This is a genomic window from Collinsella sp. AF02-46-1 (genome assembly GCF_003465825.1).
GTDB lineage: Bacteria > Actinomycetota > Coriobacteriia > Coriobacteriales > Coriobacteriaceae > Collinsella.
In genome coordinates this window covers 46,871-64,114 of the sequence record NZ_QSBV01000001.1, presented here as the reverse complement: position 1 = coordinate 64,114, position 17,244 = coordinate 46,871, and the positions used below count along the sequence as shown (strand labels likewise).

Below are 17,244 nucleotides of genomic sequence, written 5' to 3'. Positions count from 1 at the left end.
ATTCGGGGAAGAGGACCTTCGTGCGCGAAAAGCTCGGGTTCGCGGCGGACGATTTCGTCGACGCGGCGCAGTTTGCGGAGGGCGGCGTGCCCGCGGCTTTTGCCGGCCGTGTCGCTTACTGTGCTGAGGAACTCGTACGCGCGCTCGACGCTGACCGGGCGCTCGAGCGGCTGATCGGCTTCGACGTAGTGATTCTGTCCTTGGTCGGCTCGGGGGTCGTCCCTATGCGTGCGGAAGACGCCCAATGGCGCGAGCGCGCGGGGCGCCTGGGATGCGCGCTCGCTGCGCGCGCCGACGTCGTCGTGCGCATGACGTGCGGGATTCCCCAGGTCATCAAGGGAAATCTTGATGATGCGCCTCGAGGGACGCAGGGCGCGGGCGCGCCTTTGGAAGTCGTCTTCGTGCGCCATGGTGCCACGGCGGGCACGGAAGACCATCGCTACAGCGGGGCGGGCACCGACGAGCCCCTGTCGAGCGCGGGCGAGCGCGCTTTGCGCGACCTCGCGTGCGATCGTGACGTGTTCCGTGTTATCACGAGCGGCATGGCCCGCACCGACCAGACGGCGCGCATCCTCTTCCCGAACGCGGAGCTTATGGCGTGCCCCGGTCTGCGCGAGATGGATTTCGGCGACTTCGAGGGACGAAGCGCCGCCGAGCTTAAAGAGGATGCGCGCTACCGCGCCTGGGTAGACTCCTGGTGCGAGACGCGCTGCCCGCATGGCGAGGGCAAGAGCGATTTCACCCGCCGCGTCGTCGCGGCGTTTCGGGAGGCGTGCAAATCGGAGCGTGCCCAGGGGAGTGGGCGCGCCGTCTTCGTCGTTCACGCGGGTACCGTGAAAGCGCTGCTCTCCGAGTTAGCTGTCCCGAAAATTGGATACTTCGACGTGCATACCGAGCCGGGCGGCGCATGGGCCGCCACCTGGGATGGGCGCTGCCTTCGCGACGTTCGTCCCGCTTCGGGGGGCGATGCCCGGTGATGACGATTCTTGCCGTCGCCGCCGGGTTCGCGGCCGACCTTGCCTTCGGCGACCCGCGCTGGCTTCCCCATCCCGTCGTCGCCATGGGGCGCGCGATCACGTGGGCCGAAGGCCGCCTGCGGGGCGCATTCCCGCAAACGTCCGCGGGCACGCGCGCCGCAGGTCTTGTGCTCGCCGTGGCGCTTCCGCTTGCGTGTGGGCTTTTGACCTGGGGCATCCTGTATCTTTGCGGCATGGTTCACTCCGGCTTGCGCTTCGTTGCCGAGGCATGGGCGAGCTATCAGATTCTCGCGACATGCGAGCTGCGCCGCCAGAGCCTGGCCGTGGCCCGCGCGTTCTCGAAGGGCGGCCTTGTCGCGGCGCGCGAAGCCGTCGGGCTCATCGTGGGACGCGACACGTCTGTTCTCGACGAGCACGGCGTCGCACGTGCCGCCGTGGAAACGGTGGCGGAGAACGCGAGCGACGGCGTCATCGCGCCGCTTTTCTACCTTATGATCGGGGGTGCGCCCTTGGGCATGGCGTACAAGGCGGTGAATACGCTCGACAGCATGGTGGGCTACAAAAACGAGCGCTACATCGACTTCGGCTGCGCCTCGGCGCGCCTCGACGATGCGGCGAACTGGATTCCCTCGCGCTTATCGGCCCTGCTTATGATCGCCGTATGCCCGATCGTCGGGCTCGACGCGCGCGGGGCGGCGCACATCTGGCGCCGCGACAGGCGTCGCCATGCGAGCCCGAATGCGGCGCAGACCGAGTCAGCGTGCGCGGGCGCGCTCGGGCTGCGCCTGGCAGGACCCGCGGTGTATTTCGGCAAGCTCGTTGAGAAACCGACGATAGGCGACGCGTCCCGCGAAATCGAGTGGGGCGACATCGCCCGGGCGACAAGGCTTATGCTCACCGCGTCCGTATGCGCGGTCGTCGTCTTCGGTGCCGCGCGCGCGGCGGTCGTGCTCGCCGTGGGGGCGATGGCATGAGGGAAGACCACGCCGCGCCCCGGGCTGCCGGGGGAATCCTGCGCGCCCGTGCGCATGGGGGTAGCACGCAATCGCTTGGCATCGCTTGCGAAGGGGACGCCTCCGACCTCATTGACTTCTCGGTGAACGTGAATCCGGCAGGCCCCTCGCCGCGCGCCGTCGCCGCAGCTTGCAAGGCGCTTTCTCGAATCGACGCCTACCCCGATAGGGAAAGCCTCGCGCTCGTTCGCGCCCTAGCGCGCGCCCAGGGCATTCCCGAAGATACTATCGTCTGCGGCGCGGGCGCGTCCGACATCATCTGGCGGTTCGCCGCGGCGGTGCGCCCGAAACGCATCGTCGTGTGCGCGCCGACGTTTTCTGAATATGCGGAGGCGGCATCGTACTACGGCGCATGCGTGCAGGAGTTCCCGCTCTCCGAAGCGGACGACTTCGACGTGCCCGCCTCCTTCGCCCGCGCGATCGAGGGGCCGGGAGACGTGGCGTACCTCTGCAATCCGAACAACCCGACGGGGCGACTCGTCGACCCCAGCGTGATCGATGCCGCGGCTTGCCGCTGCGAGCAGGTGGGCGCGCTGCTCGTCGTGGACGAGTGCTTCCTCGGATTTGCGCCCGACGCCCGCGAAAGGAGCGTGGCCGCACGTGCCGCGTGTTCGCGCCATGTGGCCACGCTCTCCGCGTTCACCAAGCTCTACGGAATGGCGGGGTTGCGGTTGGGATATCTGATCAGCGGAAACGCCCAACTCATCGAGGGGATTCGCCGGGCGGGGCAGGCGTGGCCCGTCTCCTCGGTCGCCGAGGCCGCGGGCATCGCCGCCCTGGAAGACGTTGAATACGTCTCGCGCACGCGCGATGTATTGGCGGGCGAGCGAGCGTGGCTTTCCCACGAGCTCTCCTCACTCGGGCTTTCCGTCGTGCCATCGGATGCGAACTTTCTTTTAGTCCGCACTCCGGCGAAAGACATCCCCGAGCGCCTGTATAAACAGGGGGTTTTGGTCCGCACGTGCGACTCGTTTTCGGTACTGTCCCGTTTCTGGTGCCGCGTCGCGGTGCGCACGCGCAAGGAGAATGCCCGGCTTGCGATGGCGTTCGGCCGCGCGCTTCGGGCGGAAGGTGCATCGGGCGAAGGCGAACCCGACGAACGGGGCGGCGTTTCTTGTGGCGGCGCTATGGCGGGCGCGGATGGCCGAGGCTCGGCGAAGGAGGTCGATACCCGTGGGTAGGGCGAAGCCCATCATGATCCAGGGCACCATGTCGAACGCGGGTAAGAGCCTGCTTGCGGCGGGGCTGTGCCGTGTGCTTTCGCAGGACGGCCTGCGCGTGACTCCCTTCAAGAGCCAGAACATGGCGCTCAACAGCGGTGTCACGGCCGACGGGCTCGAGATGGGGCGCGCCCAGATCATGCAGGCTGAGGCGTGCGGCATCGCGCCCGACGTGCGCATGAACCCCATCCTTCTCAAGCCCGAAAGCGACCACCGAAGCCAGCTCATCGTGGCCGGCAAGGCGCAGGGAGCCTTCGCTGCGAGGGACTACTTCGCGCGAAAGAAGGCGCTCATGCCGCAGATTTTGGAGGCGTTCGATTCGCTCGCGGAGGAAAACGACGTCATCGTCATCGAGGGCGCCGGCAGCCCCGCCGAAATCAACCTTTCCGAAAACGACATCGTCAACATGGGGCTCGCGCGCGCCGTGTCCTCCCCCGTGCTGCTCGTGGGCGACATCGACCCAGGCGGGGTGTTTGCCCAGCTCTACGGTACGGTCGCGCTCTTTGCGCCCGAGGATCGCGCGCTTTTGCGGGGGCTTGTGGTGAACAAGTTCCGCGGCGATGTGGAAATCCTGCGCCCGGGTTTGGCCCCGCTCGAGAAGATGTGCGGGGTTCCCGTCGTGGGGGTCGTGCCGTATCTTACGCTCGACCTGGATGACGAGGACTCGCTCGCGCCGCGCCTATCTGCCCGCGAGGCGCGCGGCGTCATCGATGTCGCCGTCGTGCGCCTTCCGCATCTGTCGAACTTCACCGACTTCGACCCGCTTTCGCGCGTGCCAGGCATGGGCGTGCGCTACGTTTCCTCGACGACCGATCTGGGCCGACCCGACCTGGTGGTGCTCCCTGGCTCGAAGACCACGCTCGACGACGCGCGCTGGCTTGCGGCTAGCGGCATCGGAGCCTGTGTACGCGCGCTTTCGGGCGCGGGCACGCCGGTGCTCGGCATATGCGGAGGCTACCAGCTTTTGGGAGACGAGCTTTCCGACCCGCACGGCAGGGAAGGCGCTGGCACCGCGCGCGGGCTCGGGCTCATCCCTGCAAGTACGGTGTTCAAGGAGGAAAAGCGCCTCGCCCAGTCGGAGCTGCGCATCACGGGCGCCCAAGGCGCGTTCTCGGTGTGGAACGGCATGACGGCGCGCGGGTACGAGATTCACGACGGTGAAACGACCGTCTCCTGCGCCCCTGCAGGCAAGATTGGCGGCAAACCAGAAGGCGCGGCCTGCGGAAACGTGTTCGGAACCTATCTCCACGGCCTGTTCGACGAACCGGGGTTGGCGCTCGCCCTCGCGCGCTCGCTCGCGCGCAAGCGCGGCCTGCCCGAGAGCGTCGTGGGTGCTGCGGGCGCAGCGTCCGCAGCCGATCACCGTGCGCGCGAGTTCGACCGCCTGGCCGACGTCGTGCGCGGGGCGCTCGACATGGAGTATGTCTACCGCATTATCGAGGAGGGCGTATGATCCACGTGTATCATGGCGACGGCAAAGGCAAGACCACGGCGGCGATGGGCCTCGCCCTTCGCATGCTCGCCGCAGGCCGCCGCGTCGTCGTCGTGCAGTTCCTGAAAGACGGCGAAAGCGGGGAGGCGCGCCTGCTCGCCGAGCATTTCGGCGTGCCCGTGTTCGCGGGGAAGGTGTCGGACAAGTTTACCTGGTCAATGACGTCGGAAGAACTTGCCGCGACGTGCGAGCTGCACGATGGGAACCTCGCTTCCGCGCTCGCCGAGTTCGAGGGCGCTCAGGAGGGGCTGCTCGTGCTCGACGAGGCGCTCGACGCGCTTTCGAAGGGGCTTGTCGACGAGGCGCTCGTGGACCGCGCGCTCGATATGTCCGCGCGCGGCGTCGAAGTAGCGCTCACTGGGCGCGCGCCTTCCCGCAAGATCGTGGAGAAGGCCGACTACATAACCGAGATGCGGTGCGAGAAACACCCCTACTCTCAGGGGATATGTGCAAGGGAAGGAGTGGAGTACTAGATGGATTCCAAGGAGATGGCGCCCGGCGACATCGAGCGGCGCAGCTTCGAGATCATCACCGAAGAGCTCGGCGGCCGCACGTTCCCGCCGCTCGAAGAGCCCGTCGTGAAGCGCGTCATCCACACTACTGCCGACTTCTCGTACGCCGATTCCCTCGTGTTCACCCATGACGCCGCGCACTGTGCGCTCGACGCACTGCGCGCAGGGGCCACGGTGCTCACCGACACGAACATGGCGCTCGCAGGCATAAGCAAGCCCGCGCTCGCGAAGCTCGGCTGCAAGGCCGTGTGCTACATGGCCGACCCTGATGTCGCCGCGGCTGCGCGCGCCGCGGGCACGACTCGCGCCGTTGCGAGCATGGACAAAGCTTGCGGCATCGAGGGTCCGCTCATCGTGGCCGTCGGCAACGCTCCCACAGCACTTCTGCGCCTCGCCGAGCTCATGGACGCGGGGAAGATCGCGCCCGCGCTCGTCGTTGGGGTGCCGGTCGGGTTTGTGAACGTGGTCGAGGCGAAAGAGGAGCTACTCGCGCGACGCGTGCCGGCCATCGTCGCGAGGGGTCGCAAGGGCGGCTCGACCGTGGCGGCCGCCATTATGAACGCGCTGCTCTACCAGATCACGCGCACGGGTGGCGCGAAGTGACGGCCCCCGCATCCGTGCCAGCGCTGCGCATCTTCGCCGGCACCACCGAGGGCCGCCTTCTGTGCGAATGGGCGAGCGGGGCGGGCATCCCCGCCCGTACCTACGCGGCAACCGAGTACGGAGGTGAGCTTTTGGGCGAGCTTCCGGGCATCGAGGTGCATGCGAGCAGGCTCGACGAGGCCGACATGGAGCGCGAGCTTTCCGGCGCGCGCATCGTCGTCGACGCCACGCACCCCTTCGCTACGCTCGCAAGCGGCAACATCCGGGCCGCTTCGCTCGCCGTGGGTGCACGATGCCTGCGCCTTGCGCGCCCGGCCGAGGCGCTGCCCAAAGGCGTCGTGTCGGTCGCGTCGATCGCCTGCGCGGCGCGCTTTCTCTCCGAGAACCCGGGTCGCGCGCTTCTCACGACGGGGAGCAAGGAGCTTGCTCCCTACACGCGCGTCGCCGATTTCGCGGAGCGCTTCTTCGTGCGTGTGCTCCCGCTGCCCGGTGCTATAACGAAGTGCATCGACGTGGGGTTTTCGCCGTCGCACGTCATCGGCATGCAGGGGCCCTTCACCCGCGAGCTCAACGAGGCGATGCTTCGGCAGGTGGGCGCCCAGTGGCTTGTGACCAAGGACTCGGGAACCGTAGGCGGCACGGCCGAGAAGCTCGCCGCCGCGCGCGACGTGGGAGCGCGCTGCATCGTGGTCACCCGTCCCGCCGAGGGAGGCGGGGCCCTTTCGCTTCGGGAAGTGGAAGACGCGCTCTTACGGGAGTTCGCGCGCTAGGCGCTTGCCGCACCTGCGCGCCCTCCCGCCCGCGAGGAGGAGCGTCCCGAGCAAGCTCGACCCGTACAAGCCCGTCATCCATCAATAGCTCGAGGACGACGCCCAGAACTGGCGCTAACAGCCCTTCAATAAGTTGCGGTGAAATAGTGTCTGTTTTTGCTGCTAGATAGTATATTCAGTCCCTAATTCACCGCAACTTGTTGGTGGTGGCTTACTGGTAGCTGGTGGTGGCTTACTGGTAGCGTAGGCACTCCACCGGGTTGAGCTTTGCCGCGCGGCGAGCGGGGTAGAAGCCAAAGATTACGCCGATGCCGACGGAGACGCCGAAGGCCAGCAGCACCGTGGCGATTGAAAAGCTCGGTGTGATCTGCCCACTGGCACCGAGCTCGTTGAGAACCCCTGATCCTGCGGCAAACATCGCGAGGCCCCAGGCCAGCAGATAGCCAATCAGGACACCCAGCAGGCCACCGGTGACGCACAGCGCCGAGGACTCGGCCAAAAACTGCGCGGTGATATCGCGGCGACTGGCGCCCAAGGCACGGCGAATACCGATCTCGCGGATGCGCTCAGTCACGTTGGTAAGCATCATATTCATAATGCCGATTCCGCCGACAAGCAGTGAGATACTGGCGACAGCGCCCATGATGAGCGAGAAGGCGCCCATAAACGAGTTGAGTGCATCGATGGCGCTTTTCATGGAGGTCGCCGATACGCTGTCGTACTCATCATCCTCCGAGATGCCCTTCATCGCGCGCACCTTAGACTCGATGGTCTTGCAGAGCTCGTCCATGTCTGTGCCCTCGGCGGCAAGTGCCGTCACGCTGGGGAATGAAGGATTCTCGTCGCCAAACAGGCCGGAGATGGTTTCGCGTGGCATATACAGCGTGAGCGAGCCCATGGAGTCGCTGCCGCCATCAATCACGCCTACAATCTGCACCTCGCCGTTGGACACCTTGATGGTTTTCCCCAGTGCGTCCTGTTCGTTGCCGTAAAGCTGATCGGCGCCGCCGCGGCTGATGAGCGCCACGCGCGAGCCTGATTGAGACTCTGCCTGTGAATAGACACGTCCTGCAACGAGCTTGCTGGCACCCACGGCGTCGAGCATGTCGCTGTCGACACCCTGTGCCATGACGGTATAGCTTTTATCGCCAGACTTGTACTCGGTATACGCGCTGTCGACAATGCCGATCTGCTCTATCTGCGGCACCAGTTTTTGTAGCTTCTCGATATCCGACTCCGTGAGTTCTTGGGACGAATAGATCTGCACCATGCGGGCTGCATTGAGCCCCAAGCTGTTGACCAGGCTGTTTTGTATGCCGCCGATGAGCGAAGTCATGGCGATGACCGATGCGATGCCGATGACAATGCCCAGGATGGTGAGCAGGCTGCGCCCCTTGTTGGCCTCGAGCGAGTGAAGTGCTTCCTGGATGAGATCGCGGGCGCTCATGCCACCACTCCTTTCGGCGGGTTGGCGGAGGCGGAAATCATGGGCAGGCTATCTACGGCGCTGCGCAGGGTCCGCGGTGTATGTGGAATATACGCGCCGTCGTGTATACGACCGTCGCGGATGGTCATGGCACGGTCGGCCTCGGCGGCAATGCCGGGGTCGTGTGTGATAAGCACGATGGTTTTGCCACGCTCCTGGAGCTTATGGAAGGTCTCCATCACAAGCGCTCCGGTTGCGGAGTCCAGGTTTCCCGTCGGCTCGTCAGCCAAAATGATGGGCGGATCGTTGACGAGGGCGCGTGCGATGGCGACACGCTGCATCTGGCCGCCCGAGAGCTCGGATATGCGGTGGTCCCAATGGTCGACGGGCAGCGTGACGGCCTGCAGCGCGTGCACGGCGCGCATTTCGCGCTGGCTACGGGGTACGTTGGTGTAGGCCAGCGGCAGCATGACGTTTTCGATAACCGACAGGCGCGGCAGCAGGTTGAAGCTCTGAAAGACAAAGCCAATGCTCAGGGCGCGAACTTCGGTGAGCTCGTCATCGTCAAGCTCGGCCACGTTGAGCCCTTGCAGGTAGTAGTCGCCCGCCGTCGGCTTATCCAGGCAGCCTAGGATGTTCATGAGCGTCGACTTGCCCGAGCCCGAGGGGCCGGTAATGGCGACGAACTCGCCGGGATCTACCGCTAGGCTCACGTTGTGCAAGATGTGGGCGCAACCCGCTTCGCTCTCAAAAATGCGGTGCACGTTGCGGATGTCGATGACGGGACGCATTACATACCCTCGTCGGCAGACATACTGCCCGAATCCGCGCTGTAGCCGCCGTCAGCCGTTGCGCCCGCTCCGGTGTCCATGACGAGGGTGTCACCGTCGCGCAGTTTGGTTGTGGGCACGCCAGGATTGATTTCGTTGCCCTGGTCGTCGCGCTTGATCTGTGTCTTGCCGACTACGGCTTCGTTGTCGTTTTGCGTCACGACGGTCACCTTCACGCGGCGCGTCTTCTTGCCTTCCGAATCGGTGGCCAGATTGACGTAATAGTGCTCGCCATCTTCGGTCATCAGCGCCATGGTCGGCACCATAACCACGTCGTCGAGCTTCTCGGTCACTACCGAGACCTCGGCAGTCATACCCGGCTTAAGGCGACTGTCGGGTGCTTCGATGAGGATGTCGACGTTAAAGGTCACGCTGCCGCCGCTACCGGAGCCGGAGTCAGAGTTTGCCACCGAGGCGATAGCCGTGACGGTGCCCTGGCTCACGATATCGGGAAACGCGGGATAGGTCACGTTGGCGCTTTGGCCCACGGCAATTTTGGCGATATCCTTTTCGCCCACCTGAACCGTCACCTTCATCTTGGACAGGTCGGCGATCTGCATGCACTGCTTGCCGCCGCTCGTATCGCTTTCGCCCATGATCATTCCGCCTGTTACCGTGGCGCCGACCTTGGCGTTGAGCTCCACGATGCTGCCCGAGCTCGGGGCCGTGACCGTACGGCTGGCGGCCTTGGCGTTCGCCTGATCGAGGTTTGCCTGGGCCGATGCGAGGCTGCGCTGCGCGGCCGATACAGCGTTCGTGTCCGCTGATGCGGCGGAGATGCCAGCCGCTGCGGAAGCTCCATCGACGTCCGTCGTTGGGGTGGCCTGCGCGGCAGCTGCGGCTTTCTGCGCGTTGGCGAGGTCTTCCTGAGCGGCTGCTACTGCACGCTGCGCCTCGGCAACGTTGCGATCGAGCTCGTCGTTTTTAATGGTCATGAGCACGTCGCCCTCGTTGACGGATTGGCCTGCCTGCACGTTGATCGAATCGACCGTGCCGTCGACAGAAGGGGAGACCACTGAGGACGAAATGGGTTTGAGCTGGCCTTTCGCCTCGACCGTTGTGGTAAACGTGCCCTCGGTCACCATGTCGGTCACAGGCCCGCTAGCGCCCTGCGGCTGCGCATTGATAACTAGGGTTGCGACAATTGCAATGAGCGCGATGACACCCACGATGCCGGCGGCAATGCCGCGTCGAATCAGCTTTTTGCGTCGACGTTCGGCACGCTTTGCCTTGAGCTTTGCATAGGCTTCTTCATCGGAGATATCGGTCGAATCGTCGAGACTCGTTTGGGGCTGCTTGGTGTCTGCAGCGCTGATAATCGGCAGGGTCTCGGTGGCATCTTGGGGCATGCGATCGGAATCGTCAGGACCCGGATTGATCGTGGGGACCTTGGACATAGCGTCTCCTTTATCGATATGGCTCTGATAAGTATATACGCCCGTCGCGATAGGCGGGCGTATAGAAGTTGCGGATGACGGTACTGTAAGTTTTGTCGCCGTGCTGTTTACTTGTTGTAGACGTTAGCTGCGTTACGAGTGCACGACCACGCAGAGGCCGACTTTGATGCGCTCGTGGAGCGACTTGGCATCGGCCAGACGCAGGTTGATACAACCGTGGCTACCGCACCACTTGTACGATTCGGCGTTATCGAAACTCGAATCGTTTTGCCAGGTGGCGTCGTGGAATCCGACCATATTGCCCTCGAACGGCATCCAGTAGCTTACCGGGCTCTCGTATTTGGGCTTGCCGGTCTCGGGGTCCTTGGCACCGATGAGTTTGCTGGCGCCATCGTTGCTGTTGATCTGCCATACGCCCTCGGGGGTGGCGTCTTCGCCCGGTTTGCCAGAAATAAAGTTGGCCTCCCACACGATGTTGCCGCTCTCGTCGTAGTAGCGCGCATGCTGCTCGGACAGGTCGACGTCGATATAGGCCTTCCAGTCGGGCTCGCCCTTGGCGGTAAATGTGTCGGCCTTCTGGGAGTACTTGATCTCGATTTCGCCGGTCTGCTTGTTGTTGATGGCGTCCTCGACCTGCTTGGCGAGCGAGCTGCTGTCGATGGACCAACCAAAGTCGCCGCCTTCGACGGCGCACTGCTTGCCATCGGCGCGCGTCCACCAGCGAGTGGAGCCCACGGTATTAAAGCCGTTGGCGAGCTCGGCTGCCCAGCTGCTGATCTGCGACGTATCGAGCGTGGGGTTGGCCGGATCGGCAAAGCTGATCCACTGCAACACGGAGCTGCCATCAACCTTGCCGGCATCCTCGCCGTTGAGCTTGAGGGTCACGTTGACGCCCAAGAAGTTGTTGGCGGCATCGCATGCAGACTGAATCTGATCATCGGTCAGCGTTCCATTGAGCGGCTCATAGGCATCGTTGCCGAGCTTGGAAAGATCTAAGGTCTCGGCCAGCGAGGCAAGCTCGAGCTCGGCATACTTAATGACATGCTCGCGGTTGAGTTTTTCGTTGGAGCGCGCCTTCTCGACGGTAAACTTGCCGGCCTGCTCGTCATAGGAGCTATTGGCCTCGAACGCGCCCGAACGCCCCTCGTTAAACTCGTCGATGGCGGCGCCCAGATCCTTCTCAAACTGCTTTTGGTCAAAGGTGTCGGAGAGCATGGACAGGTCGACGTCTTGATCAAGATCGACTTCGTTGGAGCTAGCGGTTGTTTTGGTCTTGCCGCTTAAGGATTCTACAAGGCGAACCGGCCATACAATGGCTTCGTTGCGGCTGATAATCTCTTTTGCGGCAGCTTCGCCGTCGACAATGGGCTCATCGGACTCGGGCTGATAGGTCCAGCTAAAGTCATCGCCTGTCACGGTGAGCTTATAGTGCTTCCAAGCCGAGTTGACCTTGGTGGCGGCAGACGAAGCGCTGGAGAACGAGACATCGACGCCGGCGATAGTGGTGTTGGGGTAGGCTACCTGCGAAAACGCTACGACGCCTACGATATAGACAATGACGATAAGACCCAGAACGACAAAGAGCGTCGTCTTTTTGCCCGACTTATTGTTCTCGGCGGGTTTGCGTGCGGGGCCGCGATCGCCTCGAGCGTGCGTGGGGGGCTGCTTGGGCGCATTGCCATTTGTCTGGCGCTGCTGATGCTGCTTGTTCGGATGTTGGGAAACGTTTGCCGCACCTCGCTGCTGACCGCGGCTCGGCGCGATAGGACGCGGCGATTGAACGCCGCCGGTGTGCCTGCTCGGCTGCTGCGGATCGGGAATCAGTTGAGTTCGATCGTTTTGCGACATCGTATGCATATCCTTCGAATTTCGCCTTGCGGCTCATCGTGTTTTTACTGGGCTTGCATTATAGCGATTACCTAGTTGTTTGTGGTATGGAAACGGTGGCATTCAAAAGAGGTGGGACATTTGTCCCACCTTCGAGTCTTTCTTTGTCGCTATCCGCACACACCGCATTTTGCACAGGCCGAAAGTGCGGCCGGAGCCTGCGCGATGCCACCCTTTGCCGTCTCGCGCAGCGTGGCCGGCAACGCGTGGCCCACGGAGAGCATGACGTGCGCCATCTGGTCAAACGGCACCAGGCTCTTGATACCGGCAAGTGCAAGCTGCGCCGAGCTAAAGGCGGCTGCCACGCCGATGGCGTTGCGGTTTTGGCAGGGTACCTCCACGAGGCCACCGACGGGGTCACAAACGAGGCCCAGCAAGTTACTCAGCGCGATGGAACTGGCGTCGAGCGCCTGCCCGGGCGTGCCGCCGAGCATCTGCACCAGCGCGGCGGCTGCCATGGCGGCCGCACTTCCTACCTCAGCCTGGCAGCCGCCCTCGGCACCGGCGACGCAGGCGCTCGTGGTGAGGTTGAGGCCGATGGCGGCTGCGCAGTAGAGCGCGTCCATGACCTGCTCGTCGTCGAGCTGAAGGTGATCGGCGAGCGCCAGCACGCAGCCGGGCACGACACCCGCGGAGCCTGCCGTGGGAGCGGCGACGATCACTCCCATCGTGGCGGAGCGCTCGAGCACGGCCATCGCGCGGGCCACGGCGTCGGTTTGAACGGTGCCCATCAGGCTCGTGCTCAAATCGTTGCGGCCGGTGGCATCGACGAGTTTAGCCTCGCCGCCGATAAGCCCGCCGAGCGATCGTTGCGGATTGACGATGGGGGTCGTGGTCTCCTCGCGCATGACGTCGAGCACGCGGCGCATGGCGGCGACGGCGTGGGCCTCGCCGGTCAGACGCGCCTCGCGCACGGCCATAACGGCGCCGATATTCAGGCCGAGCTCGGCGCACGCATCGAGCAGCTGCTCGCCGTCGTCGAAGATTTCCTTTGCCGAGACGCCGGGGGAGAGCGACGAGGCAGAACCGGGGAGCTCGATAAAGGTCGCGTAATCGACATTGTCGAGCTTACGCAGCATCGGGACAACAGTGTCGTCGGGCGCGCCGTCGGTCTCAAAGACGGAGTAGGCCTGTCCGCCCACTTCGGTGCGGTAGGTGCGGCAGAAGGCGATGTTCACGTGTGCGTAGGCGAGCAGGTTGGTGAGCGCGGCGAGCACGCCGGGGACGTCCTTGTGCGCCACGAAGAGCGTTGAGTACATGCCCGAGATGTCAACGCCGACGCCGTTAATGCGGCTGATGCGCATCTTGCCGCCGCCCAGGCTCTCACCGCGGACCTGTGCCGTGGCGCCCGTGTCGTCGACCATGTCAATGTCGACGGTGTTGGGGTGGATGGAGGCGTCGTCGCCCTTGATGTCAAAGTGATATTCGAGGCCCTGCTCGCTTGCGAGGTCGAAGGCCTGCTTGATGTTCTCGTCGTCGGTGTCGAGGCCCAGGATGCCCGCGACGAGCGCACGATCGGTGCCGTGGCCGCGGTAGGTGTGGGCGAAGGAGTTCCACAGGCCAAAGGTGACTTTGGTGATGCGGCCTTCCAGCAGGCTGGCGGCAACTTGGGCGCAGCGCAGGGCGCCGGCGGTGTGCGATGAGCTGGGGCCGACCATGACGGGGCCCAAGATCTCGAATGCCGAGGTCGTAGCTAGTGTTTGTGGCTTGCCTGCCATATGCGCTCCTGTTCTATCCCATCGTCCCGAGGGGCGGGGCATAAGGTCGCCTGCTCGGACAGTCCTGACTCGCACGGAGAGCACATTAAGTGCTCTCCGGCTCGTGCGGAACTCGCGATCAACCTTATGCCCCGCCCCTCGGGACTAAGGATACATGGTTGGAGTGCCCGTGCTGCAAAATTCATTAGCTAGTGACGCAGCGTTGGCTCATATCGAAACATCTTCACTACCGGATAAATAAAAAAGAAGTACCGCTTGGGGGCGGTACTTCTTTTGAAAGCGTGTGCGTGTTGTGACCTTGGTGGTTCCCAATTACAGTCCGCGGGCTGCTTTGAGTTCTTCGACTCGGTCGGTCTTCTCCCAGGTAAAGTCGGCGTCTTCGCGGCCGAAGTGGCCGTAGGCTGCCGTCTTCTCGTAGATCGGTCGACGCAGGTCCAGGTCGCGGATGATCGCGCCCGGGCGCAGGTCGAAGGTCTTCTCGACGGCCTCGACGATCTTGTCCTCGGCAACATGCGCGGTACCGAAGGTGTCGACCATGATTGAGAGGGGCTTGGAAACGCCGATGGCGTAGGCAAGCTCGACTTCGCAGCGGTCGGCCAGACCGGCGGCGACCACGTTCTTGGCGACCCAGCGCGCGGCATACGCGGCGGAGCGGTCAACCTTGGTGCAGTCCTTGCCGCTAAAGGCGCCGCCGCCGTGACGGCCGTAGCCGCCGTAGGTGTCGACGATGATCTTGCGGCCGGTGAGGCCCGTGTCGCCCATGGGGCCGCCCACGACAAAGCGACCGGTGGGGTTCACGTAGATGTCCGCGTTGTCCCACGGCATGTTCTCGGCGGCCATGACCGGGGTGATGACGTGTTCGATGAGGTCGGCCTTGATCTTGCCCATGTCCTCAATCTCGGCGGCGTGCTGCGTGGAGATGACGATGGTCGTGACCTCCACGGGCTTACCTTCCTCGTAGCGCACCGTGACCTGGGTCTTGCCGTCGGGGCGCAGGTAGGGCAGGGTTCCGTCATGGCGCACGGCAGCCAGGCGCTCGGCCAGGCGGCTTGCCAGGTAGTGCGGCATGGGCATGAGGGTCTTGGTCTCGTTGGAGGCATAACCGAACATCATGCCCTGGTCGCCGGCGCCGATCAGGTCGATCGGGTCGGTGGTAGCGCCGGTCTGGGTCTCGAAGGACTCGTCAACGCCCTGGGCGATATCGGGCGACTGCTCGTGGATGAGGCTCATAACGCCGCAGGTGTCGCAGTCAAAACCGAACTTGGCGCGGTTGTAGCCAATGCGGCGGATGACGCCGCGGGCGATTTCCTGTACGTCGACGTAGGCCTGGGTGCGAATCTCGCCGGCGACGATGACGGTGCCGGTGGTCACGAGGGTCTCGCAGGCGCAGCGGACGTTCTCCACGTTGGCGGGCACGCCGTTGGGCGCAATATAGCCCTGCTCCTGGAGCTCTATTTCTTTGGCGAGGATTGCGTCGAGTACGGCGTCGCTGATCTGGTCAGCGATCTTATCGGGATGACCCTCGGTCACCGATTCCGACGTAAACACAAACGATCCGTGTTGGGGCGGGATGGAACGAAGCTCTTCTGACATGATTGTCCTTTCAAAAACGTGTCCCGGCGACCGTTACCATTCCGCCGGGCTCTGTATGCAAGGGCACATGATATCGCGTTAATCGAATATTCACACCCTTTCCGCACCTACTCATTGGGGACAGACTTAAATGAGCAGCCTTGCCTAAGTGCCGACAGGTTGCCCAAAGATTGGTCATTTAAGTCTGTCCCCAATGACTGGGTCGGTGCCCTTTGTGCGGAGGTGGGCATTGCTGCTTTATACTGGTGCGGTTAGACATCCATCCTGCAATCGAGGAGATTTCCATGGCATCAGACGTTCGCGTCCGCTTTGCACCCTCACCGACGGGCAAGCTGCACATCGGCGGCGCCCGCACCGCTATCTATAACTGGGCTTTCGCCCGTGCTAACGGCGGCACGTTCATCCTGCGCATTGACGACACCGATCCCACCCGCTCTACCGACGAGAACACGCAGATCATCCTGCGCGCCATGCGTTGGCTGGGCCTGGACTGGGACGAGGGTCCCGAGGTGGGCGGAGACTTTGGCCCCTACGCCCAGACCGAGCGCCTGGACCTGTACAAGCAGGCTGCCCAGAAGCTTTGGGACGAGGGTAAGGCCTATCCCTGCTTCTGCACCAAGGAGCAGCTCGACGCCGATCGCAAGGCCGCGCAGGAGCGCAAGGACCCCTTCCAGGGCTATCAGCGCCGTTGCCGCGATCTTGATCCCGAGGAGGCCCGCCGTCGCATCGAGGCCGGCGAGTCCTATGTCCTACGCATCAAGGTGCCCGAGGACCGCGGCGACGTCGTCATTCACGATGCCGTCCACGGCGAGGTGACCTTCGACGCCAAGGAGCTCGACGACTTTGTCATCTTCCGCTCCGATGGCACGCCCACGTACAACTTCGCGACCGTCGTCGACGACGCCATGATGAAGATCACCCATGTCATCCGCGGCGACGACCACCTGTCCAACACCCCGCGTCAGGTCATGGTCTACGAGGCCCTCGGCGCGCCCGTGCCCACGTTCGCCCACATCTCCATGATCCTGGGCGCCGACGGCAAGAAGCTCTCCAAGCGCCATGGCGCCACCTCGGTGGAGGAGTACCGCGACGCCGGTTACCTGTCCGACGCCTTCGTCAACTATCTGGCGCTGCTCGGCTGGTCGCTCGACGGCGAGACCACGATCATCCCGCGCGATGTCCTTGCCAGCAAGTTCTCGCTCGACCGCATCTCCAAGAACCCGGCGACCTTCGACCCCAAGAAGCTCGACTGGGTCAATGCCGAGTACATCAACGGCATGTCCGATGCCCAGTTTGCCGACGAGATCATGGTCCCCGAGCTGCACGAGGCGGGTCTCATCGAGGGCAACGTCGAGTACGGTGAGGACTGGATCGATGCGCTTGCCGCCATCGTCAAGCCGCGCACCAAGATGCCGGCCGACGCCGTGACCGTCGCCGCTCCCATCTTTGCTACGCCCGAGACGCTCGAGTATGACGAGAAATCTGTTAACAAGGGCCTGGCCAAGGAAGGCATGGGCGCCATTCTCGATGCCGCCAAGGCCGCGCTCGAGGGCGTGGACGAGTGGACGGCTGCCAACATCGACGCCGCGCTTGAGCCGCTGCCCGAGCAGATGGACCTTAAGAAGCGCGTGGTGTTCCAGGCCGTGCGCGTCGCCGTCTGCGGCAACATGGTGAGCCCCCCGCTGGGCGAGACCATGGCGCTCGTCGGCCGCGACGACTGCCTGGCGCGCATCGACCGCGCCCGCACGATGGCGCTGTAATCGCTGCGCAAACGTTTGTATCCGAGCCCCGTTCACCCGAGCGGGG

The 17,244-nt window shown here is 63.9% G+C and carries 14 protein-coding genes; 8 read left to right on the top strand and 6 right to left on the bottom strand.

What is annotated here, in order from left to right:
* Positions 1-20: 20 nt before the first annotated feature.
* From DWV20_RS00265 to cobK, 7 genes are read left to right on the top strand one after another with little or no spacing between them, the layout of a single operon-like run.
* Entirely contained in the window at positions 21-977 is a 957-nt protein-coding gene (locus DWV20_RS00265; RefSeq protein ID WP_233539733.1) for a histidine phosphatase family protein, read from the top strand.
* Complete coding sequence (cbiB, locus tag DWV20_RS00260; protein WP_118256070.1) at positions 977-1,951, top strand: adenosylcobinamide-phosphate synthase CbiB; 975 nt, start codon at positions 977-979, stop codon at positions 1,949-1,951. Before DWV20_RS00265 ends, cbiB begins: the two co-directional genes overlap by 1 nt.
* Positions 1,948-3,171 carry a histidinol-phosphate transaminase gene (locus DWV20_RS00255; RefSeq protein WP_158566255.1) on the top strand — a complete coding sequence of 408 codons (1,224 nt, stop codon included), beginning with the start codon at positions 1,948-1,950 and terminating at the stop codon, positions 3,169-3,171. The genes cbiB and DWV20_RS00255 overlap by 4 nt, the downstream gene beginning before the upstream one ends.
* Entirely contained in the window at positions 3,164-4,663 is a 1,500-nt protein-coding gene (locus DWV20_RS00250; RefSeq protein ID WP_233539732.1) for a cobyric acid synthase, read from the top strand. The genes DWV20_RS00255 and DWV20_RS00250 overlap by 8 nt, the downstream gene beginning before the upstream one ends.
* The gene (locus tag DWV20_RS09955) at positions 4,660-5,175 is read left to right on the top strand and encodes a cob(I)yrinic acid a,c-diamide adenosyltransferase (protein WP_118388603.1); all 516 of its coding nucleotides are present in this window, start codon (positions 4,660-4,662) and stop codon (positions 5,173-5,175) included. The genes DWV20_RS00250 and DWV20_RS09955 overlap by 4 nt, the downstream gene beginning before the upstream one ends.
* The gene (locus DWV20_RS09950; RefSeq protein WP_117583480.1) at positions 5,176-5,817 is read left to right on the top strand and encodes a precorrin-8X methylmutase; all 642 of its coding nucleotides are present in this window, start codon (positions 5,176-5,178) and stop codon (positions 5,815-5,817) included. It abuts the gene before it with no gap.
* Positions 5,814-6,587 carry a precorrin-6A reductase gene (gene cobK / locus DWV20_RS00240; protein ID WP_118256067.1) on the top strand — a complete coding sequence of 258 codons (774 nt, stop codon included), beginning with the start codon at positions 5,814-5,816 and terminating at the stop codon, positions 6,585-6,587. Before DWV20_RS09950 ends, cobK begins: the two co-directional genes overlap by 4 nt.
* Before the next feature lie 232 nt (positions 6,588-6,819).
* Here cobK and DWV20_RS00235 read toward each other — a convergent pair whose 3' ends face one another.
* The 6 genes from DWV20_RS00235 to metK all read right to left on the bottom strand — a co-directional run bounded on the left by DWV20_RS00235 (position 6,820) and on the right by metK (position 15,438).
* Positions 6,820-8,034 (bottom strand): ABC transporter permease, encoded by a 1,215-nt coding sequence (locus DWV20_RS00235; RefSeq protein ID WP_117758112.1) that lies wholly within the window; start codon positions 8,032-8,034, stop codon positions 6,820-6,822.
* Complete coding sequence (locus DWV20_RS00230; RefSeq protein WP_117637734.1) at positions 8,031-8,804, bottom strand: ABC transporter ATP-binding protein; 774 nt, start codon at positions 8,802-8,804, stop codon at positions 8,031-8,033. The genes DWV20_RS00235 and DWV20_RS00230 overlap by 4 nt, the downstream gene beginning before the upstream one ends.
* A complete protein-coding gene (locus tag DWV20_RS00225) occupies positions 8,804-10,240 on the bottom strand; it encodes an efflux RND transporter periplasmic adaptor subunit (RefSeq protein WP_117758111.1) in 1,437 nt (478 codons plus the stop codon). Before DWV20_RS00225 ends, DWV20_RS00230 begins: the two co-directional genes overlap by 1 nt.
* 132 nt (positions 10,241-10,372) lie before the next feature.
* Positions 10,373-12,088 carry a L,D-transpeptidase gene (locus DWV20_RS00220; protein ID WP_158566253.1) on the bottom strand — a complete coding sequence of 572 codons (1,716 nt, stop codon included), beginning with the start codon at positions 12,086-12,088 and terminating at the stop codon, positions 10,373-10,375.
* Positions 12,089-12,237: 149 nt separating this feature from the next.
* On the bottom strand, positions 12,238-13,845 hold the full coding sequence (gene sdaAA / locus DWV20_RS00215; RefSeq protein WP_117758109.1) for an L-serine ammonia-lyase, iron-sulfur-dependent, subunit alpha: 1,608 nt from the start codon (positions 13,843-13,845) through the stop codon (positions 12,238-12,240).
* Between the two features lie 312 nt (positions 13,846-14,157).
* The gene (metK, locus tag DWV20_RS00210) at positions 14,158-15,438 is read right to left on the bottom strand and encodes a methionine adenosyltransferase (RefSeq protein ID WP_117758108.1); all 1,281 of its coding nucleotides are present in this window, start codon (positions 15,436-15,438) and stop codon (positions 14,158-14,160) included.
* Positions 15,439-15,722: 284 nt separating this feature from the next.
* On the opposite strand from metK, the gene gltX reads away from it, so the two are divergent.
* The gene (gltX, locus tag DWV20_RS00205; RefSeq protein ID WP_117758107.1) at positions 15,723-17,198 is read left to right on the top strand and encodes a glutamate--tRNA ligase; all 1,476 of its coding nucleotides are present in this window, start codon (positions 15,723-15,725) and stop codon (positions 17,196-17,198) included.
* Positions 17,199-17,244: the final 46 nt, after the last annotated feature.